This is a genomic window from Acidiphilium multivorum AIU301, from assembly GCF_000202835.1.
GTDB classification, from domain to species: Bacteria; Pseudomonadota; Alphaproteobacteria; order Acetobacterales; family Acetobacteraceae; genus Acidiphilium; species Acidiphilium multivorum.
In genome coordinates this window covers 69,210-93,435 of the sequence record NC_015178.1, presented here as the reverse complement: position 1 = coordinate 93,435, position 24,226 = coordinate 69,210, and the positions used below count along the sequence as shown (strand labels likewise).

Below are 24,226 nucleotides of genomic sequence, written 5' to 3'. Positions count from 1 at the left end.
CCCCTCAGAAAACGACTTGTGCCAGCTTCGTGTCGAGGTAGTCGGTGATCCCCTCGGTCCCGCCCTCGCGGCCCATACCGGAATGGTTGGTGCCGCCGAACGGTGCCTCGGAGGCCGCAAGGGCGAAGGAGTTGATCCCGACCATCCCCGATTTAAGCGCCGCCACCGTGCGCCGCGCCCGGTCGGCCGAGCGAGTGAAGGCATAGGCCGACAGCCCCATGTCGCATGCATTGGCGCGCTCCAGCACCTCGTCCTCGTTGGTGAAGCGGGTGATGGCAGCGACAGGGCCGAAGTTCTCTTCGGCGAAGACGGCCATGTCGTCGGTGACCTCGGTCAGCACGGTCGGTTCGTAGAAATGGCCGGTGTTGTGGGTAGGCGAGCGGCGGCCGCCATGTGCGAGCTTCGCCCCGGCCTTCACCGCCGCCTGCACTACGCCGTCGATGTCTTCCAGACGGCGGGCGTTGATGAGCGGGCCCATTGTAGTCGCTGGATCTAGCCCGTCGCCCAGCACGATGGCCTTGGCACGGTCCACGAAGCCCGTGACGAAGGCATCATGCAGGCTGTCGTGGACGAAGATCCGGTCGGGCGTTACGCAAACCTGCCCGCAATTGGCGAATTTCGTTGGCACCGTCATATCCAGCACATGCTGCAACTCGGCGTCGTCGTAGACGATAAGCGGCGCGTTGCCGCCGAGTTCCATCGACACCTTCTTAACGGTGTCGGCTGCATCGCGGATCATTTGCTGACCCACCCGCGTCGACCCGGTCAGCGAGACCTTGCGGACCCTTTTGTCCGCCATGATTGGTGCATAGGTCGCGGCCGTACTGCCCACGACAAGGTTAACCGCGCCATTGGGCAGGCCGCCCGCGCGGATGCAATCCACCATGATCATCGCTACGCCGGGCGTCTGAGACGAGGGGCGCAGCACGACCGGGCAGCCAGCGGCGAGCGCCGGGGCCAGCTTGCGAGCGGGCAGGGCGGCTGGAAAGTTCCAGGCCGTGAAGGCGCCGACCACGCCCACTGGCTCGTACGTCACTTCGAACCGGCCGCCGGGAACGCGGCTGTCCACGATACGGCCGTAGATGCGGCGGGCCTCTTCGGCGAACCAGCGGAACTGGTCGCAGGCAAGGCCCCATTCTCGGCCCGCCTGGGCCAGCGGCTTGCCGGTCTCGGTCGCGATCATGCGCTGCGCCTCTTCGGTGCGGGCCAGCATCGCATCGGCGATACGGTGCATCGCATCGGCGCGGCCGAAGCCGCCCATGGCCCGCAGTGGCGCCTTCGCACGGGCGGCGGCCTCCAGCGCAGCCTGCGTGTCGCTGGTATCGGCGGCAAGGATGGTGCCCAGCAGCTTTTCCGTCGCTGGCGAAACGACATCAAGTTTCGCTCGTCCCGCCTGCCATGCACCGTCGATGAAATTGCCGAATGACGCGTAGAGGGTCATCCCAGTTCCTCCATCCGAACGGTACGGCCTTCGCGCACCGAAAGCAGCGCGGCTTCTGCCAGCATGAGGGCTTTTTCGCCATCATCGAAGCCGACCTCCGGCGCGACACCCTTCTCGACAGCATTTACGAAGGCGTCAATTTCCGATGCAAACGCTTGCGCGTAGCGTTCGATAAAGAAATTCTGTAGCGGTGGAGCCTGATCGGTAAAGGTGGCGCGTGAAAGACGGAGATTACTTTCCGTGCGGTTTTCCGAGATCGCCATACCTTCGTTTCCAAAGGCCTCAACCCGCTGGTCATAACCGTAGACTGCGCGGCGCGAATTGCCGATGACGCATTGTTTGCCGCTTGCTGTGGTCATCAGCACACTGACGGTATCCCAGTCGTCGCAACGCTCCATCAGTGCGGGCGAAACGAGGCGCGCGCCGGCGGCTGTGACGGTTTCGATCTCTTCGCCAAGGATGAAGCGTGCCATGTCGAAATCGTGGATCGTCATGTCGCGGAAGATCCCGCCCGAGACCTCTATATAGGCATCCGGCGCGATGTCGGGATCGCGCGAGGTGATAACAACCTGATGCAACTCGCCGATTTGACCGGCCTCGATGGCTTGACGCACGGCGCGATGGCCGGTGTCGAAGCGGCGCACGAAGCCCAGCATGATCGGCACGTCGCTACCCGCGATCCTCGCCGCGCAGCAGCGCACGCGGGCTAGCGACAGGTCGATCGGCTTCTCGCACAGGATTGGCTTGCCCGCCGCCACGGCCTGTTCGATGAAATCGGCATGGGTTGCTGTCGAGGTTGCAATCAACACTGCGTCGACCTCGGCTGACGCGAAGATTTCTGCGGCCGACTCGAACTCGCGTACGCCAAGTTTCTGCGCGACGGAGCGCGAGGCCTCCTTGACGACGTCATAAACCCCGACCAGCGTAGCGCGTTGATGCGAATTGATATTTTCGGCATGCATCCGGCCAATTCGACCGCAGCCGAGCACCGCAATCTTGAGCATGAAAACCTCCCTGAACTCGATAACAATATTTGTTGCATTATCTTTAATATGTCAATATACATTTCCTCGATAACAAGATTCCATCTGCGGGAGGAGGCGAAATGTCCGAGAGAACGGTCCGTCTGACCATGGCCCAGGCGCTCGTGCGCTGGCTCACCCATCAGTACACAGAGATCGATGGCGAACGCGTGCCGCTGTTTGCCGGTCTCTTCGGCATCTTCGGGCACGGCAACGTGACCTGCCTGTCCGAGGCGCTGGAGCAGGTGCAAGATCAGCTGCCAACCTACCGTGGTCAGAACGAGCAGAGCATGGCGCTCGCCGCCATCGGCTATGCCAAGGCGAAGCGCCGCCGCCAGATCATGATCGCGGCGACCTCCATCGGACCGGGGGCCTCCAACATGGTCACCGCCGCCGGCACCGCGATGGCAAACCGCCTGCCGGTGCTGCTGCTGGCAGGCGACACCTTCGCCAATCGCCTGCCTGACCCGGTGCTGCAGCAAGTGGAGCATTTCGGCAATCCGACGATCACGGTGAACGACACGTTCAAGCCGGTGGTGCGCTACTGGGACCGCATCTCGCTGCCCGAGCAGATCATTACCTCGCTGCCGCAGGCCGTGGCGACGATGCTGGACCCGGCGGATTGCGGCCCGGCCTTCATCGGGCTGGCGCAGGACACGCAGGAAAAGGCCTTCGACTACCCGGCGGTGTTTTTTGAACCCAAGGTCTGGCACATCCCCCGGCCGCGCCCGGACCGCGATGCGGTGGCCAAGGCGGTGGAGCTACTAAAGTCAGCGAAGAAGCCGATGATCATCGCCGGGGGGGGCGTACGTTATTCGCTGGCGGAGGATATCGTGGCGGAATTCGCCGCGAAACACGGCATTCCGGTGGTTGAGACGATCGCCGGCAAGGGCGGGTTGACGCATGATCATCCAGTCCATGCGGGTCCGATCGGCATCGTCGGCTCCACCTCGGCCAATGCGCTGGCGGCCGAGGCTGACGTGATCCTTGCCGTCGGCACGCGGCTTCAGGATTTCACCACCGGCTCTTGGACCGCGTTCGCGCGAGAGGCGCAGTTCATCTCCGTCAACGCCGCACGGTTCGACGCAGTGAAGCACCGCGCCTTGTCGGTCGTGGGCGATGCGCGCGAGACGATGACCGAGATGGACACCGCCCTCGGCGACTGGGTCGCGCCGGATGAACGGTTGAAGGTCGCAAAAGATCTCTTTTCCGAGTGGAACCGGATCCTTGACGAGCATCAGGCGCCAACCAATTCCCCGGTGCCCTCCTATGCGCAGGTCATCGGCGTGATGAACAAGGTCGCGCGGCCCAATGACACGCTGATCGGTGCCGCGGGCGGCACACCGGGCGAGATCACCAAGAACTGGCGAGTGAAAGACCCCAACACCTTCGATTGCGAATTCGGCTTTTCTTGCATGGGTTACGAGATCCCCGCCGGCTGGGGCCATGCCATGGCCCAGAAGGGGCCGGGTGGGCTTGGCGGCACGCCGATGGTCATGCTGGGAGACGGCACTTACCTGATGATGAACTCGGACATCTATTCCGCAGTGTTGACCGGCGACAGAATGATCGTCGTGGTCTGCGACAATGGCGGCTTCGCCGTCATCAACCGCCTGCAGCAGTTCAAGGGCGTGCCGGGCTTCAACAACCTGCTGAAGGATTGCAGGATCGCCAATCCGGAAAACCCGCCGCATGTTGATTTTGCCAAGCATGCCGAGGCGATGGGTGCCGCCGCGCGCCATGTCGAAAGCCTCGCAGACCTCGAAGAGGCGTTGAAATGGGCGCAGGGCAATGACGGACCGACAGTCATCAGCATCGTGTCGGACGCATACGCTTGGGTGCCGGGCGACGCCGACTGGGACGTGGGTGTGCCGGAGGTGTCCAATTTCAAAGCCGTCACCGAAGCCCGGAAGGCCCAGGACGCGATCCGCGCCAAGCAACGCGTAGGAGTCTGAACCATGAAAGCGAAACTTGGCATCGCCCCCATCGCGTGGTGGAATGACGACCTCGAGGAGCTGTCGGACGACGTCAGCCTCGACGAATGCCTGCACCAGGCCAGCGTCGCAGGCTTCACCGGGATGGAAACCGGCCGCCGCTTTCCGATGAACATGACTGAGCTTGGCCCAATCCTCGATCGCTACGGCATCTCGGTCTGCGGGGGCTGGTTCTCGGGTCTCTTGCTTGATGGCGATATCGAGACCGAGAAGGACCGCATCCGCGCACAGATGGATTTCTTCGTAGATGCCGGTGCGCCCTGCATCGTCTATGGTGAGACCGCCCGCTCGATCCAGGGGGACCGGTCGCAGCCGCTGGCGACGAAGCCGAAGCTTTCGGACGACGAGATCCGCGTCTACGCCCGCAAGATGACCGAGTTCGGCGAATGGTGCGCCGATCGGGGCATGCCGCTGGCCTACCATCATCACATGGCCGCCGCGATCGAGACCGAGGCTGAGCTGGATCAGTTCATGACCCATTCGGGCGAGGGCATACCGCTTCTCTTCGACGCGGGCCACATGGCCTTCGCCGGCGGCGACGTGCTGCGAGTGATCGACAAACATCATGCGCGAATCAGCCATGTCCACACCAAGGACGTGCGCATGGACGTGATCGACGCACTGGACCGAAGCCGGGAAAGCTTCCTCGACGCCGTAGTAAAGGGGGCCTTCACCGTGCCGGGCGATGGCTCGCTGGATTTCGTCGCCATCACGCAACGGCTGGCGGCTTATGGTTACGAGGGCTGGTTCGTCGTCGAGGCAGAACAGGACCCGAAGGTCTCGCACCCGCTAGAAATGGCGAAGAAGGGGCATGCCGAACTGATGCGCGTGATGGCGCTGGCAGGATACGAGGTGGTGTAATGAACCGGATCGACGGAAAGATCGCAGTTGTCACGGGCGGCACGCAGGGCCTTGGCGCCGCCATCGCGCGGCTCTTTGCCGAGGCCGGGGCGGCGGGCATCGCCATCGTCGGGCGCGGGCGCGAGAAGGGTGTCGCCGTGGCCAAGGAGATCACCGACAAAACCAGCGTGCCGGTTGAGATGATCGTGGCCGACCTTGGCAACATCGAAGATGTACGACGGATCATCCCTGCGGCGGATGCGCGCTTCGGTCGGGTGGATATCCTGGTGAATGCTGCCGGCCTTACCGACCGTGGAAACATGCTAAATACTTCGCCTGAGCTGTTTGACAGAATGACGGCTATCAATACCCGTGCGCCGTTCTTCCTCATTCAGGATGCGGCGCGGGTCATGGATCGGCTGGGAATTGAAGGCCGGATCGTCAACATCGGAACCATGTCTGCCCATGCCGGTCAGCCGTTCCTCGCCCCGTATGCCGTGTCGAAGGGTGGACTAACAACTCTGACGCGCCACGCGGCTTTCGCGCTTCTGCGCAACAAAGTCCACGTCAATCAGCTGGATATTGGCTGGATGAATTCGGACCACGAACGGGCGCTGGTTCTTTCGGAGACAGGCGACCCAGACTTCATCGATCGCGCTGCGGCGGGCAAACCCTTCGGACGCATCCTCGATCCGGACGAAGTGGCCCGCGCGGTTCTGTGGATGGCCTCCGACGACAGCGGAATGATGACCGGGGCAGTTATCCAGTTCGATCAGTCAGTTTGGGGCGGCTATGACGACGCGCCTGTTCCATCTACGAAATTGAAGGCCTGAGCCCATGAAGACGATCAAAGGACCGTCGGTCTACCTTGCGCAATTTGCCGCCGCCGACGCGCCCTATAACTCTCTGCCGTCGCTTGCCTCATGGGCGGCGGAGAAGGGCTTTCTGGGCGTGCAGATCCCGACCTGGGACACGCGGCTTATTGACATGAAGCTGGCCGCAGAAAGCCAGACCTATTGCGACGAGATCCGGGGCATGCTGGCCGATCGCGGGCTGGTTCTGACCGAGCTTGCCTCGCATATCACCGGGCAGCTGGTTGCAGTGCATCCTGCGCACGACCAGATTATGGATAGCTTCGCGCCGGAGCATGTTCGCGGAGACCGCGCCGCGCGCCGCGCCTGGGCCGAGGAACAGCTGTGCTTTGCTGCCCGCGCCTCGCAGCGCTTCGGCATCACAACGCATACGACCTTTCCCGGCGCTCTGCTGTGGCCCTATGTTTATCCGTATCCGCAATGGCCCGAGGGTCTAGTGGACGAGGGCTTCACCGAACTGGCCGCCCGATGGGCCCCGATCCTGAACGATTTCGACGCTCATGGCGTAGACGTTGCCTACGAGATCCACCCCTGTGAGGATCTTCATGACGGGCATTCGTGGGAGTATTTCCTTGAGAAAGTGAACAACCACCCCCGCGCCAACATCATGTACGATCCCAGCCATTTCGTGCTGCAAGCGCTCGACTATCTCGCCTTTATCGACCACTATCACGATCGCATCCGCGCTTTTCATGTGAAGGACGCCGAGTTTCGGCCCGATGGCAAATCCGGTGCCTATGGTGGCTACCAGCCTTGGTCGAAGCGGGCGGGCCGCTTTCGCAGCCCGGGTGATGGGCAGGTGGATTTCGGCGCGATCTTCACAAAGCTTTCCAGCTACGGCTTCGACGGATGGGCGACGCTGGAATGGGAATGTTTCATCAAGAACCCCGAGGATGGCGCCCGCGAAGGGGCACAGTTCATCCGTGATCACATCATCCGCGTCTCGGACCGCGCCTTTGACAACTTTGTCAAACCGGGTGCGAACCTGGAAGCGAACCGGGCAATGCTCGGGCTGGAGCAATAAGACATGAGCTTTGATCGTCAATTGCGCCTCGGCATGGTCGGCGGCGGCGAAGGCGCCTATATCGGCAACATCCATCGCTTCGCCTCGCGGCTCGATGGGGTCTGGCAGTTGGTCGCGGGGGCTTTCGATGTGGACCCAGCCCGCGGGCGTGCCTTTGCGCTGTCGCAAGGCATTACAGAGGATCGCAGCTACGGCACCTATCAAGAGCTGATCGCGGGCGAAAAGGACCGCGCTGACCGGGTAGACGCGGTCGCGATCTGCACGCCGAACTTCACACATTACCCGATCGCCAAGGCGCTGATCGAGGCGGGTTTCGATGTGATCTGCGAAAAGCCCCTGACCGCGACGCTGGAGGATGGTGTAGCGCTGGAGGCGCTCGCGCGTGAGAGCGGGCGTTTCGTCGGCGTGACCTACACCTATTCCGGTTACCCGATGGTGCATGATGCCCGCGTGCGTGTCGCGCGGGGCGATATCGGCGCTGTCCGCAGCCTGCAGGTGGAATATCCGCTGGAATGGATGGCGACCGCAATCGAACAGCAGGGAAATGCGCAGGCCGCATGGCGCACCGATCCGAAAAAGAACGGACGGGGTGGTTCTATCGGCGACATCGGCACCCACGCGTATCACCTTGCCGGCTTCGTGACGGGGCTGAAGCTGCAGGCGCTCTCGGCCGATCTGGCCACATTCGTCCAGGGACGGGCGTTGGATGACAACGCTCATGTGATGATGCGGTACGAAGGTGGGGCCCGGGGACTTCTGTGGTGCTCGCAGGTGGCCATCGGCAATTCCAACGGTGTGCGCCTGCGCGTCTTCGGCGAGACGGGATCGTTCCAGTGGTTTCAGGAACAGCCGAATGAGCTGGTCTACACCCCGCTGAACGGTCGTGTGCAGCTCATCAAGCGCGGGGCTGACGACCTGTCCGAGGATGCGAAGGTCCGCACCCGCACTCCGCCTGGTCATCCGGAGGGTTATCTTGAAGCCTTCGCCAACCTTTACGCAGGCTTCGGCGAGGCGATCCGCGCCCGGCATGCGGGGCGCGATCCGGGGCCACTGGGGCAAAACCTGCCGCTGGCCTACGACGGGCTGAAAGGCGTCGCCTTTGTCGAGGCGGTCGTGGACAGCGCGGAGGGCGATTTGCCGGCATGGGTAAGGCCGGTAGCTCGCTGATCTGCAATCAGGCTTTTTACGACTTCCCGGAGAAATGACATGACCGACAAACCGCGGCTGCGCATCTGCCTGATCGGCAGTGGCTTTATGGGCAAGGCGCACGCCTTCGGCTACACCATGGCGGCCCGGGTCTTCGACCTGCCCTATGCGCTCGAATTCCACACGCTGGTCGATATCAGCGATGCCGCTGCGCAACGGGCAGCCGATGCACTTGGCTTCGCCCATGCCGCGACCGACTGGAAGGCCGCCGTGGCCAATCCAGAGATCGACTTGGTCAGCATCACCGCGCCAAATGCCTTGCACAAGGAGATGGCGCTGGCTGCCGTCGCCGCAGGCAAGCATGTCTATTGCGAGAAGCCGCTTGCGCCGCTGGCCTCAGACGCGCTTGAGATGGCAGAGGCGGCAGAGGATGCGGGCGCGCGCACGCAGGTCGGTTTCAACTACCTCTGCAACCCGATGGTCGCGCTCGCGCGCGAGATGATCGCGTCGGGCGAACTGGGAGAGATCCTTGGCTATCGCGGCCTGCATGCCGAGGATTACATGGCCGATCCCACTGGCTCGTTCACCTTCCGCCATGATCCGGCGGGTGGCGGGGCGCTGGCCGATATCGGCAGCCATGCCTTGGCCACGGCGGAGTTCCTCATGGGTCCCGCAGCGGGACCGATCAAAACGGTGATGGGCGACTGCGTGACGATGATCCGAGAGCGTCCGGACGGCAAGGGGGGTATCCGCAAGGTTGAGGTAGATGACATCGGCCGTGCCTTCCTGCGCTTTTCCAACGGTGCAACCGGGTCGATCGAGGGAAACTGGATCGCAACGGGGCGCAAGATGCAGCATGCCTTCGAAGTCTTTGGCACCAGGGGCGCGCTGGCGTTCAACCAGGAGCGGTTCAACGAGTTGCACTTCTACGCGACCGACGATCCCCATGGCCGCCAAGGCTTCCGCCGGATCGAGGCGGGGCCCGAGCACGCGCCCTATGGCCTTTTCTGTGTCGCCCCGGGCCATCAGCTTGGCTTCAATGACCTTAAGGCGATCGAGGTGGCAGGCTTCCTTGAAGCGATAGCCGAAATGCGGCCAGAGCCCTACAACTTCCGCATGGGCCTGCGGATACAGACGCTAGTCGAGACAATTCAGGTCTCTAGCCGCGAAGGGCGCTGGCTTGCGGTGACCTGAGGCGGGCCCATTCCCAGTTGGCCGTGAAGGTGCTCTCAGGTGTCATGACGCTGTGGCTGTCGATGACAGCCGCGGACGGGTTCGCCGCGCGGTCCACCCGTTCCCGGTCCTGCATGACGAGGTGGTAGTTTATGATTTCCCACGTTCCCTCGTCACGAAAACGGGCGAACCAGCGATACATCGCTCGCCACGGCGGGAAGCTGTCCGGCATCAGCCGCCATGCATTGGCGCCGCGAAGCATGTGCAGATGGCGTCCATGATCTCCCGCATGGAATGCGCTCGTTTTCGGCCACAATCGGCATGAGGCGGCAGGAACGGCAATAGAATGATCCATTCGGCATCGGTCAGATCGCTCCCATAGCATAGCCCTGCGCGGCTATCTCGCCGCCGGGTGGTCGGGGTCCACATCGAGGTCTCGTCCAGTGTGTTTATAACCTCGACGAATCAAGATCCGGCCCAACCGCCCAGCCCATAACCCAATCATCTCGAATGAGTTTCGAGACAGCCTCTCAGAAATTGTATTCGAGGTAGAAACGGCTGCTGAAATACGGGTTGTTGTAGTGGTGGTAACCGGCGCGATTCTCTGCATCGGTGATATCCGTATCCTCGGCAACGGAGAGACCCTTCAGCACCCAGGGGCTACGCATGAAAATTTCGGGCATAGTTGACGGCATGGAATCGGGTGTGATTCGGGGAGTCTCCTTGAGATTGGGAGACGTGCATGTCGGTGAGGCGGCTTGTGGAGGAATTTTCGGCGTTGGAAGACCCCCGCTGCGGCGGCAAGGTTGAGCACCGGCTAATTGATATTCTGGTGATTGCGGTGTGCGCGGTGATTGCCGGGGCGGAAAGCTGGGAGGATATGGCACTGTATGGCCGTAGCAAGCAGGAATGGCTGGGCACGTTTTTGGCGCTGCCGAACGGCATTCCATCGCACGACACCTTCCGGCGTGTGTTCATGCTGATCGATACCGGGCGTTTCGAGGCATGTTTCGAAGCGTGGGCGCGCTCATTCGGGACGACTTTGGACCGGGAAGTGGTGGCGATTGACGGGAAAACGATCCGCGGCTCGTTTGATCGCAGCCGGGACCAGGCGGCGCTTCACGTTGTGAGTGCATGGGCGAGTGATCGGGGGCTGGTGCTCGGCCAGCGTCAGGTCGGCGACAAATCGAACGAGATCACCGCGATCCCGGAATTGCTGGATGTGCTGGACATCAAGGGCGCCATTGTCACGCTGGACGCGATGGGGTGCCAGCGAGCCATCGCGTCCAAAATTCTCGAGCGGGGTGCTGATTATCTCGTCACCCTCAAAGCAAACCAGGGGAAGAAACACAGCGCCGTGCAGGAGTATTGCGCAACCACCTGCTTCAGCCGCTCACCCGTTGATCGGCCGGTGCATGACGAATTCGATGATGGTCATGGTCGTCTTGTTCGGCGCCGGGTGTTCGTCTGTCCGGACGCCGTAGCGCTGGAACCGCTGCGCGACTGGCCGGGGTTGAAGAGCGTTCTGGCCGTGGAAACCATCCGCGGCGTCAACGGATCCGGCAAGATCGAAGCCGAAATCCGCTACTTCCTGTCCAGCAGCGACGATCAACCCGAAATCCTGGCGAAAGCGATCCGTCAACATTGGCAGATCGAGAACAGCCTACACTGGGTGCTCGACGTCACCTTCAACGAAGATCACTGCCGGATCCGGGATCGCAACGCCGTCCAGAACTTCTCCCTGCTTCGCAAGATCGCAATCAACCTCGTTCGCCGCCATCAGGCATCAAAGGCCAGTCTCAAGGGGCGCCGCAAAATGGCCGCCTGGGATAACCGTTACATGGAGCAAGTGCTCACCGGCTTCTTTCATGCGTAACCCCTGCTTCAGCACCGAGGAGAGGTCGTAGGAAGCATTTGCGTCCAGCGCCCAGAGCTGCTGGTTGGGTATGTAGTTGTTGCTCGGGAAGCTCCCGGTATAGGCATAGCTGGAGTAGTTCCGCGCATCGCCGCCAAAGCCGTAACGGACGAGGTAACGGACATAGGTGACGCCGACCTTCAGCTTCTTGTTGAGGAAGTCGTAGTTCGTCGTGATGCCGTAGGCATAGCCCGGCCCGAGATTGGCCAAGCCGTTCTGCATCGTATCGGTAAACGTGGTCCCGGTATTGTCGTTATACGGGTGCAACACGCCACCGTGATGGAACGAATTGTATTCCGTCGGGGCATAGTCGCCGATCAGCGCAATGCTGCCGTCGCCGAACGAATAGCCTAGTTTGGCGCCATAGATATGCGCATTGACCGAGCTGGAAGTATTGTTGGTGAACGCCTGGATGTTCGCGGCATTGCCGGCCGAGTTGCCTTCGGTCAGCGCCTGCACCGAGCCGAAAATAGCTTGGCCGTTGGCGAGCGGCTGGACGAGATCGACCTGCCCATAGACGAGTTGCGCATACTGATAGAAGTCGTAATACCACGCCTGTGCTGTCAGCTGTGTCGAGCCGAGATTACCATGATACCGTGCGCCGATCGCGATCAAGCCGTTGGTTGGCTTGGTGCCGGAGTAGCGGTTGTTGGTAACGAAGGAGCTGGAATAGCGGCTTTCATAGGTGAACATTCGCGTCATGAAGACGCTGAACGCTGCTGGATTACCATCGAGGCTCAGCGCACCGGCATCAACCTTGTTGCTTCCATTGCCAAGCACGTTCACCACACCGGCAACGCCCATGAAGGCGCGCGGGTTGAAGGTGTAGTAATCCTGGTTGGCATACGGCGTCTGGATCAGCTGACGGCCGAAGCGGATTTCTACTTTCGGTGTCTGATACTGCAGATAGGCCTGCCGGAACGACTGGATCCCGTAGTGCGAGCCGGTGAGTTCGCCGTCATAATGAACCTGGTCGCCAGCGTTGTTCTTGCTGTACAGGCCGAGCGACTGCGCGGTGTATCCACCGAGGCCGACGCTGAACCCGTCGAACGAGCCGGTATGGGCGATCAGATGGCCGCCGATCGCGAAGGAGTGCGTGCTCTTGCTCGTATGGCCGTTATTGCCATAGTCGAAGTGGATTGCGCCGACCATGCCCTGGAAGGTCGTCTGCCGCAGCGCGTCGCTCAGGCTCTGCGCGTGCGCAAGCGGAGCAAGACCGAAAAGGCTGATCACGCCCGCTGCGCACGCCATGCGAGTTTTGGAACAGATTTCGACGAATATCAGCCCATTTGTGTTACTCTTCATTACTTCCTCCTGTTGGCTATTCTGATTAGACTTCAACGTTTTACTGAGGGCAGAGCGTCGGCTGTCATCTGAACAACGCTAAGGGCGAACTTTCAGTGAACGTTGCTGGCGGAGGCTGCTGTGTGGCCTCTCAATCAGCGGCGTAGGGCATCATAGAGTGCGGTCTTGCCGACTCTGAGCCGGGCTGCGGCCTCGCGTACGGTCAATCCGCTGGCGATGATGGCCCGCGCGCGGTTGAGCTTTTCGTTGGTGATGACCGGCTTGCGGCCACCTTTGCGACCGCGGGCTGCCGCCGCGGCCAGGCCGGCGCGAGTGCGCTCCTGGATCAGGTCGCGCTCGAACTGCCCCAAGGCGCCGAACAGATGGAAGACCAGGCGACCGCCCGGCGTGGTCGTATCGATCGCCTCGGTGAGTGACCGGAATCCGACACTGCGTGTTGCCAGCGACGTCACGGTCTCGATCAAATCCGGTAGCGAGCGGCCCAGGCGGTCGAGTTTCCAGACGATCAGCACGTCGCCGTCGCGTACATAGTCGAGTGCGGCGCGCAGCCCGGCCCGATCGGCCCGCGCTCCTGAAGCGCGATCGTCGAAGATTTTCACACACCCGGCCGCCCAGGGGTTACGCATGAAAGAAGCCGGTGAGCACTTGCTCCATGTAACGGTTATCCCAGGCGGCCATTTTGCGGCGCCCCTTGAGACTGGCCTTTGATGCCTGATGGCGGCGAACGAGGTTGATTGCGATCTTGCGAAGCAGGGAGAAGTTCTGGACGGCGTTGCGATCCCGGATCCGGCAGTGATCTTCGTTGAAGGTGACGTCGAGCACCCAGTGTAGGCTGTTCTCGATCTGCCAATGTTGACGGATCGCTTTCGCCAGGATTTCGGGTTGATCGTCGCTGCTGGACAGGAAGTAGCGGATTTCGGCTTCGATCTTGCCGGATCCGTTGACGCCGCGGATGGTTTCCACGGCCAGAACGCTCTTCAACCCCGGCCAGTCGCGCAGCGGTTCCAGCGCTACGGCGTCCGGACAGACGAACACCCGGCGCCGAACAAGACGACCATGACCATCATCGAATTCGTCATGCACCGGCCGATCAACGGGTGAGCGGCTGAAGCAGGTGGTTGCGCAATACTCCTGCACGGCGCTGTGTTTCTTCCCCTGGTTTGCTTTGAGGGTGACGAGATAATCAGCACCCCGCTCGAGAATTTTGGACGCGATGGCTCGCTGGCACCCCATCGCGTCCAGCGTGACAATGGCGCCCTTGATGTCCAGCACATCCAGCAATTCCGGGATCGCGGTGATCTCGTTCGATTTGTCGCCGACCTGACGCTGGCCGAGCACCAGCCCCCGATCACTCGCCCATGCACTCACAACGTGAAGCGCCGCCTGGTCCCGGCTGCGATCAAACGAGCCGCGGATCGTTTTCCCGTCAATCGCCACCACTTCCCGGTCCAAAGTCGTCCCGAATGAGCGCGCCCACGCTTCGAAACATGCCTCGAAACGCCCGGTATCGATCAGCATGAACACACGCCGGAAGGTGTCGTGCGATGGAATGCCGTTCGGCAGCGCCAAAAACGTGCCCAGCCATTCCTGCTTGCTACGGCCATACAGTGCCATATCCTCCCAGCTTTCCGCCCCGGCAATCACCGCGCACACCGCAATCACCAGAATATCAATTAGCCGGTGCTCAACCTTGCCGCCGCAGCGGGGGTCTTCCAACGCCGAAAATTCCTCCACAAGCCGCCTCACCGACATGCACGTCTCCCAATCTCAAGGAGACTCCCCGAATCACACCCGATTCCATGCCGTCAACTATGCCCGAAATTTTCATGCGTAGCCCCTGCCCGGCCGCCGCGAGCGCGTCGAGCTGGAGCGCTGGGTCCTGGTCGATCGTGCTGACGCGTGCGTAGCCGATATTCGCCATGGCAGATGTCCGTTTTTCCGTCCGTCAATCACCTTGTCCGACTTCTCGTCAAAGGTCCAGGGTTTCCGGACATTCCGGCGTTGACCGTTCAACGGTCGTTTGTTGGGCAAACGCTTAGCCGTTCACCAGACCACACGGTCAGCCTGGCCAGGGGGGGCTTGCTGGTGGTTCGATCCTTGATCGATACGGCAAATTGCCGTATATTATGGAGAGAAGGAGGCCGCTATGCCCAAGCCACAAGTCGAAACTGAGACCGCACGGTTGGAGGCTCGTATTCCAATCCAAGTCTACGACCAGATGCAGCGCGCCGCTCGCCTACGCGGCCTGACCCTGACCGGCTATCTCATTGCGACTGCGGGAGAAGACGCCAGGCGCGTCGTCGAAGATGCCGAGATCATGCGCCTCGCTCGTGAGGATCAAATCCGCTTCGCCGAGGCGCTGATCAATCCACCCAACCCGAATGAGCGGCTGGTCCGCGCCGCGAAGCGTCATGCCGAGCTGATCGAACGTCGGTGAGTGTCCGCTTCGCCATCGAGCCGCTGGCGAAAGCGCACAAGAGGGTGGATTTCACCTGCGGCAACGATCGGATCGACAGCTATTTCCGCGAGACCGTCTCGCAGGACTTGAAGCGCAAATACGCCACCTGCTTCGTCGCTAGGGAGATTGCGACAGACAGGGTGGCGGGCTTCTACACCCTGTCGTCGAGCAACGTCCCCTTGAACGAGGTTCCCGAGCCGCTGGCGAAGAAGCTGCCGCGCTATCCGACTGTCCCGGCCGTGCTGATCGGCTGGCTTGCGCGACATCGCGATTATGCTGGACAGGGGCTTGGAGACGCCCTGCTGTTCGACGCCATCAAGACCGTGGCGACGGCGCCCATCGGTGCGCATGCAATCTTTGCCGACGCTATCGATGACAGTGCGGCAGCCTTCTATATGGCCTTCGGCTTTACACCTTTGGTCCGGCGACCGCGCACCCTCTATCTGCCGGTGACATCGGCGTTGAGCCTGGTCTGGTCATGAGCACTGTCCGGCCATCGAAATACAGCCGGTCCGGATTTCAGATGTTCAAGACACCCTTTCCGACCCCACGAACGAGCGAATCAAGGAAGCGGCGCTCTTCGTCATCCATTGTTTCAAGGTCGAGGAACCGCCAGTTGCGCTCATAAAGCGCGAGGGCTTCAGCCTCGGTTAGGATCGTCGTTTCCGTGAGCTGTGAAGCTATGAACCTGAGCTGTGGATAGCGGCTCAACACGACGGCGTCTCCATTGGTCATGCCGCTTCCATTACGCGCAACTCGACGTGCAGACCGGCCGCGACCGCCATATTGACCAGGGTATCCAAGCCAAAGAGATTGATCTTACCGCGCAGCAGATCGGAGATGCGCGGCTGCGTGACGCCGAACAGCTTGGCGGCCTGGCCCTGACTCAAACCAGCACGGGCGATGTGATCCTTGAGCGCCATCATCAGTGTAGAACGGAGCTTCATGTTCTCCGCCTCGGCAGGCGTATCCTCAATGGCATCCCATATGCTGTTGAACCGTTCATTTCTCATAGTTTCAACTCCTTCACCAGGTCCCGGTATGGAACGAAGCATGCCTATCCGCTTGACGCATACACGCCATAGATGTAGATTTATGCCTAGAGCGAGCGCTGGTGCATTGGGAAAGAGGCGTGCGAATGTCAAATGTCTTTGTTCCACGAGTCGATGTATTGCCGGCCCCGCAGATTGCCCTATGGCGTGATCTCGATCAGGTACCGGGCCATTTTGCGCTCTATGGCGGAACGGCCTTGGCACTCCATCTTGGCCACCGAGAGTCAATCGACTTCGACTTTTTCAGCAGCGAGGGGGTTGACCCGGATCATCTGTTGAATGTGATGCCGTTCCTGCATGGCGCACAAGTTCTACGAAAGGCGGAGAACACGCTTGATGTCAGCGTCGATCGGGGCGGCGCCATAAAGGTGTCATTTTTCGGCCTTCCTGGCTTTAAGCGCATTCTCCCTACGGTGACTTGTCCGGACAATCATATCCAGGTTGCCTCGTTACTGGATATTGCGGGGACGAAGGTCTCAGTAGTCCAAAAACGAAGTGAGATGAAGGACTATCTCGATATAGCTGCGCTCCTTGTGGATGGCCGTATCACGCTACCGATGGCTTTGAGCGCCGGGCAGGTGATCTATGGAAGCCAATTCAATCCGCTGATCAGCTTGAAGGCTTTGTCCTACTTTGGCGACGGGAATCTTCAGGAATTACCTACAAAAAGCAGGAACTTGATCCTGGACGCTGTCCGCAGGGTCGATTTACAGCGATTGCCTTCAATATTGCCGACAAAACACACGCATCATCCAAACGGTGGCGGACATAGCCCCGGCGGCGTGGGAACGTGAGGGCCTTCCCTGTCACAGACGATCTGGCCAAGATCGCCAGTCGGATTGTCTGGTTTGAGCCACCGGAACGATCTCTTGCTGATCCGGTAAGGTTCCTGGCTTACGCGATGACGCGAGCGACAGCTGAAGATATGGCTAAAATTCGCCAATACGTCTCCGATAGGGATTTCATTGTCGCTCTCGACACCGCGCCCCCAGGCATCATCGATCCGTGTTCTTGGTCGTATTGGAATCTGGTCGTTGCCGGTAGGCAACCAGCCCCACCGATGCCCGTCCGGAGTTTTGAATGACGGACGTGGCTGTGCAGGAACGTCATGATATGCCGTTCCCTAGGTCACTCCCTGAGTTCCAACGCCTGTTCCCGGACGATGCTGCCTGTGCGACTTACCTGGAGCGAACGCGCTGGCCCGGCGGGTTCACCTGTCCGCGTTGCGGCGTTGTCGGCGATCCGTTTCGGATCGCTACGCGCCCTGGCATTCTGACTTGCCGCTCATGTCGGCGGCAGATCGGCCTCACCGTCGGCACAGTCATGGAGCGCAGTCACACCCCCCTTTCGGTTTGGTTCTGGGCGGCCTATCTCGTTGCCAGTCAGACACCTGGCATCTCAGCCGTCCAGTTTCAGCGGCAGCTCGGCCTATCGCGCTATGAGACGGCCTTCGGCATCCTCCATAAACTGCGGGCCGGAATGGTGCGGCCTGACCAGGATCGCATCGGTGGTCTGCCGGGAACCCATGTCGAGGTCGATGAGACGTTCGTGGGTGTCAGAACACGCGGCGAAGGGCGTGGCGTCCATCACAAGACGCTGGTCGCCTGTGCCGTGGAGGTGCGGCACCGCAAGCCGGGCGCCGTCCAGAACCATCGACGGGTCGGCCGCTACGCGGGCCGCGTGCGGCTGTCTGTGGTCACTGATCGCAGCAGCAGGTCGCTGGGTGGATTTGTGGAAGCTGCGGTCACTCCAGGGGCACTCATCGTCACAGACGACTGGAGCGGCTACGGCGAGTTGCAAAAGGCCGGCTACGACCATCATCCCATTGCGGCTTGCGGTGACCCCGAGATAGCGGACGAATTCCTGCCGCTCATCCATCTCGTGTTTTCGAACCTGAAGACATGGCTGAACGGCATTCATCATGGCGTCAGCGAGAAGCACCTACAAGCGTATCTCAACGAGTTCACGTTTCGGTTCAACAGGCGCTTCTATCCGATGAATGCCTTCCGATCGTTGTTGGGAATTGCCGGCGGGACCGCGGCACCAACCTATGGAGCGCTCTACTCCGGAGAACGGCGGCACCCTAGATATGGTGGTTGTGTGTCCTAACCGGATAGGCAGGGAACGAAGTTACGGTCCAGTCCCCCGAAGGGTTCCATGTAGATGCCGCCCCGCACTGCATCCAGGAAGCGCCGAACTGTCATGAGCCCGTCCTGGGTGCCGCTTGTCACGAGAGCCAGTGGCGGCCTGCCGCCGAATACGGTGGCTCCGTGCGGCGTCTTGAGCCAGGCGACACCTTCTTTCTCGCTTAGGTGCAGGATACCAAGGGCCTGATGAATGCCGAGCACGGCCGATATACGGGTCAAGGTGTCGACATCGAGGGTCATCTCGCCATGCTCGCGTGCGATTTTGGCCCATCTGTAGAATGTCGATCGGGTAGGACATCCCAGGATCAGGAGCCGCTGCTCCTCGTCGAGGCCCCATAGATCCGCGATGGCCAGGAACGCCCGCATGCCGGGCGCACTCAGGCGTCTCCGGTTCTGTGGCGAAAATCGGCTCTGATCGAGATGATCCGATCTCTCGGGATCAGGCTGTCGTGCGGCGCATGATGCATTCGGCATGACCATCTCCATTTATCCATGAATAGACTATATCCATAACGGGAGATAATCTATCGATACCATCGATTTCAGGGCGAGAGGCCTCCACCATTGGCGTCTGCCTCCCGCCGAGCCGCGTCGATCGCTGCTTTCTCGCCCGCCAATAGAATCTCGCGGGAAAAATGTTCAGGGTTTTGACCGCGTCCAACAATCGCCTTCACGGCTTCATACTCACCTTCGGCCACCCACCTCTCAACGGTGCCGGGGGCGTAGATTTCGACGGTGTTTAGATAGTTTTGGAGGTAATCAGACCTTTTTTTCAAGGCCCGCACCGCGAACTGTTCGGCGTAACGCTCCCGCTTGGCTTTCCCTGGCCCCTCATGGGCGTTTCGCTCCCGATTGGCCTTCCCTGGCCCTTCATCGGCGTATCGCTCCCGCTTGGCTCTCCCCGGCGCCCCATATTCAAAATTTAAAATTTCGAAATTGAATCCATATAGCTTCCTGCCGTCTGCTTCATAGTCGTTGTTCCGAACGCGGGCCTCCACAAGGATTTGGTCACCTGTCATTACTGTCTTACACAAAACCTTCGCGAGATTCCCGAAGGCTGTAAAGGTTATTGAGGTTTCCATCTCTTTCTTTTTGCCGTCTTCATCCATTCCTATAAAGTCATTCCGTATTAGACGGATACGAGCAATGGTCGTTTTGCCATAGGTTTTTAATTCTGGCTTCTCTGTTGCCCATCCCATGAAAGTAAAACGGTTCATTTTCCCTACTCCGCCGCTTGCTTGGTCTGGTTTTCGAATACCGGCTTCCCGTCTGCGCCAGTCTGAAACTTGGCCTCACATTTCGGGAAACCTGTGCAGCTATAGAAGTCGTAGGGCCTCGGCTTCATGCCCTTCATCTTTGGCTTTGATGTCCCCTGCCGCCTCGCCAGTTCCTTGCCGCATGACGGGCACATGATGCCGGTCGGCGGTGCTGGTGCCTTCTTCTTGCCGGGTTGTCCCTTCTCGTCTGGCAAAGTCACTTTGCAGTCCGGCCAGCCGGTGCAGGACCAGAAAAAGCCGTGCTGGCCTTTCCGCCTCGTGAGGGCTTTGCCGCACTCTGGGCACGGATGCGCCGGGGTGATGGTCAGTGTGTCGAGCTTGCTTAGACCGCCATCCAGCGCGTTCCACGCCCCCCGCACAACGTCCTCATAGACGGCCCGGCCCTCCGCGATCTCGTCTAGCTGATCCTCAAGTCCCTTGGTGTATGCAAGCTCGGCAAAGTCGAAGCGCGAAACCAAGGCATCTCGGATCTTCTCACCGATTGGTGCGGGCGAGAGGAACCCTTTTTTGCCCTCGATGACGTATGACCTGGACGTGATGTTTTCGAGGATCGAGGCGTAGGTTGACGGCCTGCCGATCCCCAACCTCTCCATCTCCTTGACAAGCGTTGCCTCGGTGAACCGGGGCGGCGGCTTCGAGCGTAGTCATTTTGAAACTCTCCAAAAAAACCCAGCCAGTTTCCCGGCTGGGTGTTGTGATCAGAAGCCCGGTTCGAATTCGTACCCGTCGTCTTCAACCTGGTGGTGAGGTGGCGTCTCCTGCACGGCTTCCCGTTCATCACGGATCTGGTCATGCATGGTTCCGATCTCTCTCGCGATGCCTTCGCGGATGAAGGCCGCTTCCTCGGCGTTGCCGTTTCGGCCTGCCGCAAGAGCGTCACTGGCCTCGGAACGGATCTCCTGACTGCCCGCGATGGCCCGGCTCATGAGGTCTTCCGCCTCTTCGCGCTCTCTGGAAGCGCCTGGCCCGGTGCCGGCCTCTGCCTCGGCCTCGCGGGCGTAGAAAATCATCCGCTCCGCGCTGATAGTCGCCTCAATTTTTGCCTCGGACTTATCTCCGGCTTTGCAGATCAGTGCAACAATGCCGAGTGCTTTATTCATCCGTCGTTTAGAATTCACCGTCCTATGGCGGGAGCCGCAACCTGCTCACTGGTCTGCGTTTAGGAAATGCCCAAACAGGTGAAGATTTAAGGTGCCGCAAGTTTGGGTTGCAAGAAGCTATCGTATTACACGTTGATGACACTTGCGATCCGCAGCATTCTATCGACGGGATTATTGAATCCTTCGAGTTTCACTCTTGCAATAAAGAATCGGTGTTGATTTTCAGCGAGATGTGATCCGCGCAGGCCTAGCTTTTCCACCGCCGCGTACACATTTACCGTCCCGGCGATGATCGGGCTGACACTAGGACCTCCTATCTGCTCGACTGTGTCGGCAAGGGGCCGGCGTGGTCGTCGACCCGCTATTCCCGATCGAGCCCTATTTGCTGGCCGCATCGACCTCGGCGACGCCGATCCGTCTCGTGATCGACACGCATCTGCATGCCGATCACCGCTCCGCCGGCCGCGCGCTCGCCGCGGCGGCCGGCGCCGACTACGTCATCCACGAACAATGCGGCAGCTTGCAGTGCTTGCCTTCCGCGCGCCGCGGATCGGAGACCTCTGCCAGTATATTCAGCAACGAGCTGAACGCGGCCATGACAACCTCCGAATCGGTTGCCTTCCCAAGAATCCCAAATCCCGCCGGTCGGGAATCCCCGCGCTCCCCGAAAAATCAATTCTCTCCTCGATGTTGCGGATCATCACCACAACTCAGAAATCAGTATTGAACAGCCCTGGATCCGAACCAACCCTGGCGTCATCGCCCGATTGCGCAGCTTCGCTTTCAACATCCTGATGACCAGCAAAGTCAGCGCCAGCGCACTCAGCCAAGACCGCTACCGCGCAGCTCTCGCCGGACTCAAACACCCCTCTCGCACTCATTACTATCCCAAAGCATTGAACAGCGCTGCGTGGTAGCGGGTTTCCTGGCCCGTAGCACTTGCCCCCACCGCCTTCCCAGCCCGCTGGGCCAGTGGCTTCTGGAGAGGGCCCGCCACTAACAGTTGCGGGGGCAGCCGCGGCATCGGACCTGAATCCTCACCGCGATCCCTTTTCATCCCCGAGGGGAACCATCGAGACCTGCATAGAAGCCGGCACGCCAAGCCGTCAACGCAAAATCCGACCCTCAGGCGGCGGCGAGCGCCAGCAGGGCCGCGAGTTCGGCGGCGATCTGCGCGGCTCCGAGGACGTCTCCGGTGAAACCGCCGATCTGGCGGCGAGCAAGAAGGCCGGTCAGAGCGGCTGCCGCCGCCGCCGCGAGGACGGGGCAGAGAAGCAACGGCAGGAAGAGCGCGGCGAGGACGAAGCCGGTTAGGGCCGCGGCGGCCGCCTGCCCTGCACCTATGCGCAGCGCCGCGGAGTGGCCGAGCCCTTCGGCACGCGCGGCGGGGAGAAGCCGCATCAGGACCGGCAGCGGCGCCCGACTGAGCGCGCCGAGCCCGAGGAGAACGAACAGCGGCGCATGGCCCGGCAGGACTTCGGCCAACAGCACCACGCGGAGGAGAAGCGCAAGGCAGAGCGCGATCACCCCGTAGCTGCCGACACGGCTGTCCCGCATGATCTCCAGCTTCCGGGTGCGGTCGCCGCCGCCGCCGAAGCCGTCGGCAAGATCGGCGAGCCCGTCCTCATGCATACCACCGGTCGCGACCACGCCCGCCGCCACTGCTAGCAACGCCGATGGAAGGGACGCGAGGCCGAGTCCCGCGGCCAGCAGATAGACCAGCCCCGCGACCGCCCCAACCGCAGCGCCGGCGAGCGGGTAGGCCCAGGCGGCTGCAGCGAGCGTCGGCGCCGCGTCGAGCCGGCCCATCGGCATGCGCGTCAGCAGCATCAGCGCCAGCCGCGCCTCGTCCGTCCGGGACTGGATCCAGGATCCGCTCATCCGGCCGAAATGCCGGCTTCGGCGAAGGTCGCCATGCCGTCATGCACGGCGAGCGCCGCCCGCAGCACGCCCAGCGCCACCGCCGCGCCCGACCCCTCGCCGAGGCGCATCCCGAGATCAAGGACGGCCTTCTTGCCGATGGCCGAAAGTAGCTTTCGGTGCCCCGGCTCGGCGCTGGCGTGGCCGACCATGCAGTGGTCGAGCGCGCCGATGCCAAGCGGCGCAAGCACGGCCGCGGCGGCAGTGCAGATGAAGCCGTCGAGCATCACTGGGATCCGCGCTGCCCGCGCGGCGAGAACCGCCCCGCAGATCGCCGCCTGCTCGCGCCCGCCGAAGGCCGCGAGTGTGGCAAGCGGGTCGCTGAGGGCGGCAGCGTGGCGCTCCATCCCCGCCTCGATGACATGAGCCTTGATCGCGATCTTGTCGGCATCCGCGCCGGTGCCGGGACCGACCCAGTCCCAGGCCGTGCCGCCGAAGGAGGCGCGGGCCTGTGCGGCCGCCACGGTCGAGTTGCCGATCCCCATCTCACCTAGCAAAAGGACATTCGCGCCGGTGTCGACCGCCGCAGCCCCGCGGACCATGGCGTCAAGCACCTCGGCTTCGGTCATCGCAGGACCTTCGGTGAAATCGCCGGTCGGGCGGTCAAGGTCGAGCGCCACGATCGAGAGATCCGCGCCACTCACCCGGCAAAGTTGGTTGATCGCAGCGCCGCCGCGCGTGAAGTTCGCCACCATCTGGGCGGTAACCTCCTGCGGGAAGGGGTTTACGCCCTGCCGGCAGATGCCATGGTTGCCGGCGAAGACCACCACCTGCGCACGGTCCAGCACTGGGCGCGCGCGGCCCTGCCAGCCGGCCATAAAAATCGCTAGCTCCTCCAGCCGGCCAAGCGCGCCAGGGGGTTTCGTCAGGTTGTCTTGGCGCACCCGGGCCGCGGCGATGCTGGTCGGGTCGGCGGCGGGCAGATCCGCCAGCCGGGCGCGGAGATCGCCAAAGGAGGCGGCGGGGAAAAGCGGAGCTTGCATCATTTCACCTTCAGGGGCAGCCCGGAGACGACGAATTGCACCTCGTCTGCCGCAGCCGCGAGGGCCTGGTTCACCAGCCCCGCCGCATCGCGGAAGGCGCGCGCGAGCGCGTTTTCGGGGACGATGCCGAGGCCGACCTCGTTGGTGACGAAGATCACCGGGCTTTGCTGCGCCGGCAGCGCCGCCAGAAGGGCGTTCAGCTCCGCCTGCCAGTCGCGATCGGTCAGCACGAGGTTCGTCAGCCACAGCGTGACGCAATCGACGAGGCGGGGGCCGTCACCGTCGGTCTCGGTAAGGGCCGCGACGAGGTCGAAAGTCGCCTCGCGCTCGCGCCATTCAGGGCCGCGGCGGGCGCGGTGGTGGGCAATGCGCTCAGCCATCTCGGCGTCGCGGATCTCTGACGTCGCGATATAGCAGGGCCGCCCCGGCAGCGCAGCCACCCGCCCTTCCGCATAGCTGCTCTTGCCCGAGCGCGCGCCACCGGTAATGAGTAGGATCATGCTGCCTCTCCTTTCGAGGCAGCAGAAAACATCATTTTGGCCGAAGGAAAAGGGAGA

27 protein-coding genes, 2 pseudogenes and 1 riboswitch are annotated in these 24,226 nt (G+C 61.6%); of the genes and pseudogenes, 12 read left to right on the top strand and 17 right to left on the bottom strand.

Going from position 1 to position 24,226, the window contains the following annotated elements; all coding sequences use genetic code 11:
* Nucleotides 1–4: 4 nt before the first annotated feature.
* On the bottom strand, nt 5–1,441 hold the full coding sequence (locus tag ACMV_RS17600) for an NAD-dependent succinate-semialdehyde dehydrogenase (protein WP_013634932.1): 1,437 nt from the start codon (nt 1,439–1,441) through the stop codon (nt 5–7).
* Nucleotides 1,438–2,445, bottom strand: coding sequence for an inositol 2-dehydrogenase (iolG, locus tag ACMV_RS17595; protein ID WP_013634931.1), 1,008 nt, complete (start codon nt 2,443–2,445; stop codon nt 1,438–1,440). The genes ACMV_RS17600 and iolG overlap by 4 nt, the downstream gene beginning before the upstream one ends.
* A 101-nt stretch (nt 2,446–2,546) precedes the next feature.
* Here iolG and iolD point away from each other — a divergent pair, with 101 nt between their 5' ends.
* The 6 genes from iolD to ACMV_RS17565 are packed head-to-tail and all read left to right on the top strand — an operon-like array spanning nt 2,547 to nt 9,533.
* A complete protein-coding gene (iolD, locus tag ACMV_RS17590) occupies nt 2,547–4,418 on the top strand; it encodes a 3D-(3,5/4)-trihydroxycyclohexane-1,2-dione acylhydrolase (decyclizing) (protein ID WP_013634930.1) in 1,872 nt (623 codons plus the stop codon).
* Nucleotides 4,419–4,421: 3 nt separating this feature from the next.
* Nucleotides 4,422–5,318, top strand: a complete 897-nt coding sequence (gene iolE, locus ACMV_RS17585) for a myo-inosose-2 dehydratase (RefSeq protein ID WP_013634929.1) — start codon at nt 4,422–4,424, stop codon at nt 5,316–5,318.
* A complete protein-coding gene (locus tag ACMV_RS17580; RefSeq protein WP_013634928.1) occupies nt 5,318–6,130 on the top strand; it encodes an SDR family oxidoreductase in 813 nt (270 codons plus the stop codon). The genes iolE and ACMV_RS17580 overlap by 1 nt, the downstream gene beginning before the upstream one ends.
* Nucleotides 6,131–6,134: 4 nt before the next feature.
* Nucleotides 6,135–7,193 carry a sugar phosphate isomerase/epimerase family protein gene (locus ACMV_RS17575; RefSeq protein WP_013634927.1) on the top strand — a complete coding sequence of 353 codons (1,059 nt, stop codon included), beginning with the start codon at nt 6,135–6,137 and terminating at the stop codon, nt 7,191–7,193.
* 3 nt (nt 7,194–7,196) lie between these two features.
* Nucleotides 7,197–8,360 carry a Gfo/Idh/MocA family oxidoreductase gene (locus ACMV_RS17570; RefSeq protein WP_013634926.1) on the top strand — a complete coding sequence of 388 codons (1,164 nt, stop codon included), beginning with the start codon at nt 7,197–7,199 and terminating at the stop codon, nt 8,358–8,360.
* A gap of 39 nt (nt 8,361–8,399) precedes the next feature.
* Nucleotides 8,400–9,533, top strand: coding sequence for a Gfo/Idh/MocA family protein (locus tag ACMV_RS17565; RefSeq protein ID WP_013634925.1), 1,134 nt, complete (start codon nt 8,400–8,402; stop codon nt 9,531–9,533).
* 31 nt (nt 9,534–9,564) lie between these two features.
* Here the strand turns inward: ACMV_RS17565 and ACMV_RS21625 are convergent.
* Nucleotides 9,565–9,941: pseudogene (locus ACMV_RS21625) on the bottom strand (transposase); the annotation flags it as partial.
* 101 nt (nt 9,942–10,042) lie between these two features.
* Nucleotides 10,043–10,180: a hypothetical protein gene (locus ACMV_RS20965; protein WP_013634922.1), complete on the bottom strand. Its 138-nt coding sequence runs from the start codon at nt 10,178–10,180 to the stop codon at nt 10,043–10,045.
* Nucleotides 10,181–10,254: 74 nt separating this feature from the next.
* On the opposite strand from ACMV_RS20965, the gene ACMV_RS17555 reads away from it, so the two are divergent.
* Nucleotides 10,255–11,388, top strand: a complete 1,134-nt coding sequence (locus ACMV_RS17555; protein ID WP_013634879.1) for an ISAs1 family transposase — start codon at nt 10,255–10,257, stop codon at nt 11,386–11,388.
* On the opposite strand, the gene ACMV_RS17550 is transcribed toward ACMV_RS17555, so the two are convergent.
* The 4 genes and pseudogenes from ACMV_RS17550 to ACMV_RS22030 all read right to left on the bottom strand — a co-directional run.
* Complete coding sequence (locus ACMV_RS17550) at nt 11,299–12,732, bottom strand: hypothetical protein (protein WP_231844548.1); 1,434 nt, start codon at nt 12,730–12,732, stop codon at nt 11,299–11,301. The genes ACMV_RS17555 and ACMV_RS17550 overlap by 90 nt on opposite strands.
* A 134-nt stretch (nt 12,733–12,866) precedes the next feature.
* A complete protein-coding gene (locus ACMV_RS17545) occupies nt 12,867–13,358 on the bottom strand; it encodes a recombinase family protein (RefSeq protein WP_013634921.1) in 492 nt (163 codons plus the stop codon).
* Nucleotides 13,351–14,484, bottom strand: a complete 1,134-nt coding sequence (locus tag ACMV_RS17540) for an ISAs1 family transposase (protein WP_013634879.1) — start codon at nt 14,482–14,484, stop codon at nt 13,351–13,353. Before ACMV_RS17540 ends, ACMV_RS17545 begins: the two co-directional genes overlap by 8 nt.
* A gap of 88 nt (nt 14,485–14,572) precedes the next feature.
* Nucleotides 14,573–14,653 (bottom strand): annotated as a pseudogene (locus tag ACMV_RS22030) (hypothetical protein); the annotation flags it as partial.
* A 225-nt stretch (nt 14,654–14,878) separates the two neighbouring features.
* On the opposite strand from ACMV_RS22030, the gene ACMV_RS17535 reads away from it, so the two are divergent.
* Together ACMV_RS17535 and ACMV_RS17530 are read left to right on the top strand one after the other, a co-directional pair.
* Nucleotides 14,879–15,169, top strand: a complete 291-nt coding sequence (locus ACMV_RS17535) for a type II toxin-antitoxin system TacA family antitoxin (protein ID WP_013634920.1) — start codon at nt 14,879–14,881, stop codon at nt 15,167–15,169.
* Nucleotides 15,166–15,672, top strand: coding sequence for a GNAT family N-acetyltransferase (locus ACMV_RS17530; protein WP_013634919.1), 507 nt, complete (start codon nt 15,166–15,168; stop codon nt 15,670–15,672). Before ACMV_RS17535 ends, ACMV_RS17530 begins: the two co-directional genes overlap by 4 nt.
* Nucleotides 15,673–15,709: 37 nt before the next feature.
* On the opposite strand, the gene ACMV_RS17525 is transcribed toward ACMV_RS17530, so the two are convergent.
* Together ACMV_RS17525 and ACMV_RS17520 are read right to left on the bottom strand one after the other, a co-directional pair.
* Nucleotides 15,710–15,925, bottom strand: a complete 216-nt coding sequence (locus ACMV_RS17525; RefSeq protein WP_013634918.1) for a hypothetical protein — start codon at nt 15,923–15,925, stop codon at nt 15,710–15,712.
* A complete protein-coding gene (locus tag ACMV_RS17520; protein ID WP_013634917.1) occupies nt 15,922–16,203 on the bottom strand; it encodes a helix-turn-helix domain-containing protein in 282 nt (93 codons plus the stop codon). The genes ACMV_RS17525 and ACMV_RS17520 overlap by 4 nt, the downstream gene beginning before the upstream one ends.
* Nucleotides 16,204–16,328: 125 nt before the next feature.
* Here ACMV_RS17520 and ACMV_RS17515 point away from each other — a divergent pair, with 125 nt between their 5' ends.
* Nucleotides 16,329–17,036: a nucleotidyl transferase AbiEii/AbiGii toxin family protein gene (locus tag ACMV_RS17515; protein ID WP_013634916.1), complete on the top strand. Its 708-nt coding sequence runs from the start codon at nt 16,329–16,331 to the stop codon at nt 17,034–17,036.
* Nucleotides 17,037–17,322: 286 nt separating this feature from the next.
* Nucleotides 17,323–18,351 (top strand): IS1595 family transposase, encoded by a 1,029-nt coding sequence (locus tag ACMV_RS20145; protein WP_013634915.1) that lies wholly within the window; start codon nt 17,323–17,325, stop codon nt 18,349–18,351.
* Here ACMV_RS20145 and ACMV_RS17505 read toward each other — a convergent pair.
* The 4 genes from ACMV_RS17505 to ACMV_RS17490 form a co-directional block, all read right to left on the bottom strand.
* Nucleotides 18,348–18,863, bottom strand: coding sequence for an MbcA/ParS/Xre antitoxin family protein (locus ACMV_RS17505; protein ID WP_013634914.1), 516 nt, complete (start codon nt 18,861–18,863; stop codon nt 18,348–18,350). The two genes, ACMV_RS20145 and ACMV_RS17505, sit on opposite strands and share 4 nt — an antisense overlap.
* A 68-nt stretch (nt 18,864–18,931) precedes the next feature.
* Nucleotides 18,932–19,606, bottom strand: coding sequence for a single-stranded DNA-binding protein (locus ACMV_RS20140; protein ID WP_013634913.1), 675 nt, complete (start codon nt 19,604–19,606; stop codon nt 18,932–18,934).
* 5 nt (nt 19,607–19,611) lie between these two features.
* Nucleotides 19,612–20,250: a topoisomerase DNA-binding C4 zinc finger domain-containing protein gene (locus ACMV_RS22025; protein ID WP_199436921.1), complete on the bottom strand. Its 639-nt coding sequence runs from the start codon at nt 20,248–20,250 to the stop codon at nt 19,612–19,614.
* A 114-nt stretch (nt 20,251–20,364) separates the two neighbouring features.
* Nucleotides 20,365–20,766, bottom strand: coding sequence for a hypothetical protein (locus tag ACMV_RS17490; RefSeq protein ID WP_013634911.1), 402 nt, complete (start codon nt 20,764–20,766; stop codon nt 20,365–20,367).
* A 346-nt stretch (nt 20,767–21,112) separates the two neighbouring features.
* Here ACMV_RS17490 and ACMV_RS20135 point away from each other — a divergent pair, with 346 nt between their 5' ends.
* Complete coding sequence (locus tag ACMV_RS20135; protein ID WP_007421542.1) at nt 21,113–21,493, top strand: MBL fold metallo-hydrolase; 381 nt, start codon at nt 21,113–21,115, stop codon at nt 21,491–21,493.
* A 171-nt stretch (nt 21,494–21,664) separates the two neighbouring features.
* Nucleotides 21,665–21,854, bottom strand: a riboswitch (cobalamin riboswitch).
* Nucleotides 21,855–21,891: 37 nt separating this feature from the next.
* On the opposite strand, the gene ACMV_RS17485 is transcribed toward ACMV_RS20135, so the two are convergent.
* Genes ACMV_RS17485 through cobU form a run of 3 tightly spaced genes read right to left on the bottom strand, consistent with a single transcriptional unit; the run spans nt 21,892 to nt 24,169 of the window.
* Nucleotides 21,892–22,647, bottom strand: coding sequence for an adenosylcobinamide-GDP ribazoletransferase (locus tag ACMV_RS17485; protein ID WP_007421543.1), 756 nt, complete (start codon nt 22,645–22,647; stop codon nt 21,892–21,894).
* Nucleotides 22,644–23,669 carry a nicotinate-nucleotide--dimethylbenzimidazole phosphoribosyltransferase gene (cobT, locus tag ACMV_RS17480; protein ID WP_039887466.1) on the bottom strand — a complete coding sequence of 342 codons (1,026 nt, stop codon included), beginning with the start codon at nt 23,667–23,669 and terminating at the stop codon, nt 22,644–22,646. Before cobT ends, ACMV_RS17485 begins: the two co-directional genes overlap by 4 nt.
* Nucleotides 23,669–24,169, bottom strand: coding sequence for a bifunctional adenosylcobinamide kinase/adenosylcobinamide-phosphate guanylyltransferase (cobU, locus tag ACMV_RS17475; protein ID WP_007421545.1), 501 nt, complete (start codon nt 24,167–24,169; stop codon nt 23,669–23,671). The genes cobT and cobU overlap by 1 nt, the downstream gene beginning before the upstream one ends.
* Nucleotides 24,170–24,226: the final 57 nt, after the last annotated feature.

What these genes read in the sequence shown, in the direction of transcription:
- ACMV_RS17600 (WP_013634932.1), bottom strand. Translation starts at nt 1,441, where the DNA reads ATGACCCTCTACGCGTCATTCGGCAATTTCATCGACGGTGCATGGCAG.
- iolG (WP_013634931.1), bottom strand. Translation starts at nt 2,445, where the DNA reads ATGCTCAAGATTGCGGTGCTCGGCTGCGGTCGAATTGGCCGGATGCAT.
- iolD (WP_013634930.1), top strand. Translation starts at nt 2,547, where the DNA reads ATGTCCGAGAGAACGGTCCGTCTGACCATGGCCCAGGCGCTCGTGCGC.
- iolE (WP_013634929.1), top strand. Translation starts at nt 4,422, where the DNA reads ATGAAAGCGAAACTTGGCATCGCCCCCATCGCGTGGTGGAATGACGAC.
- ACMV_RS17580 (WP_013634928.1), top strand. Translation starts at nt 5,318, where the DNA reads ATGAACCGGATCGACGGAAAGATCGCAGTTGTCACGGGCGGCACGCAG.
- ACMV_RS17575 (WP_013634927.1), top strand. Translation starts at nt 6,135, where the DNA reads ATGAAGACGATCAAAGGACCGTCGGTCTACCTTGCGCAATTTGCCGCC.
- ACMV_RS17570 (WP_013634926.1), top strand. Translation starts at nt 7,197, where the DNA reads ATGAGCTTTGATCGTCAATTGCGCCTCGGCATGGTCGGCGGCGGCGAA.
- ACMV_RS17565 (WP_013634925.1), top strand. Translation starts at nt 8,400, where the DNA reads ATGACCGACAAACCGCGGCTGCGCATCTGCCTGATCGGCAGTGGCTTT.
- ACMV_RS20965 (WP_013634922.1), bottom strand. Translation starts at nt 10,180, where the DNA reads ATGCGTAGCCCCTGGGTGCTGAAGGGTCTCTCCGTTGCCGAGGATACG.
- ACMV_RS17555 (WP_013634879.1), top strand. Translation starts at nt 10,255, where the DNA reads ATGTCGGTGAGGCGGCTTGTGGAGGAATTTTCGGCGTTGGAAGACCCC.
- ACMV_RS17550 (WP_231844548.1), bottom strand. Translation starts at nt 12,732, where the DNA reads ATGAAGAGTAACACAAATGGGCTGATATTCGTCGAAATCTGTTCCAAA.
- ACMV_RS17545 (WP_013634921.1), bottom strand. Translation starts at nt 13,358, where the DNA reads ATGCGTAACCCCTGGGCGGCCGGGTGTGTGAAAATCTTCGACGATCGC.
- ACMV_RS17540 (WP_013634879.1), bottom strand. Translation starts at nt 14,484, where the DNA reads ATGTCGGTGAGGCGGCTTGTGGAGGAATTTTCGGCGTTGGAAGACCCC.
- ACMV_RS17535 (WP_013634920.1), top strand. Translation starts at nt 14,879, where the DNA reads ATGCCCAAGCCACAAGTCGAAACTGAGACCGCACGGTTGGAGGCTCGT.
- ACMV_RS17525 (WP_013634918.1), bottom strand. Translation starts at nt 15,925, where the DNA reads ATGACCAATGGAGACGCCGTCGTGTTGAGCCGCTATCCACAGCTCAGG.
- ACMV_RS17520 (WP_013634917.1), bottom strand. Translation starts at nt 16,203, where the DNA reads ATGAGAAATGAACGGTTCAACAGCATATGGGATGCCATTGAGGATACG.
- ACMV_RS17515 (WP_013634916.1), top strand. Translation starts at nt 16,329, where the DNA reads ATGTCAAATGTCTTTGTTCCACGAGTCGATGTATTGCCGGCCCCGCAG.
- ACMV_RS20145 (WP_013634915.1), top strand. Translation starts at nt 17,323, where the DNA reads ATGACGGACGTGGCTGTGCAGGAACGTCATGATATGCCGTTCCCTAGG.
- ACMV_RS17505 (WP_013634914.1), bottom strand. Translation starts at nt 18,863, where the DNA reads ATGCCGAATGCATCATGCGCCGCACGACAGCCTGATCCCGAGAGATCG.
- ACMV_RS20140 (WP_013634913.1), bottom strand. Translation starts at nt 19,606, where the DNA reads ATGAACCGTTTTACTTTCATGGGATGGGCAACAGAGAAGCCAGAATTA.
- ACMV_RS17490 (WP_013634911.1), bottom strand. Translation starts at nt 20,766, where the DNA reads ATGAATAAAGCACTCGGCATTGTTGCACTGATCTGCAAAGCCGGAGAT.
- ACMV_RS17485 (WP_007421543.1), bottom strand. Translation starts at nt 22,647, where the DNA reads ATGAGCGGATCCTGGATCCAGTCCCGGACGGACGAGGCGCGGCTGGCG.
- cobT (WP_039887466.1), bottom strand. Translation starts at nt 23,669, where the DNA reads ATGCAAGCTCCGCTTTTCCCCGCCGCCTCCTTTGGCGATCTCCGCGCC.
- cobU (WP_007421545.1), bottom strand. Translation starts at nt 24,169, where the DNA reads ATGATCCTACTCATTACCGGTGGCGCGCGCTCGGGCAAGAGCAGCTAT.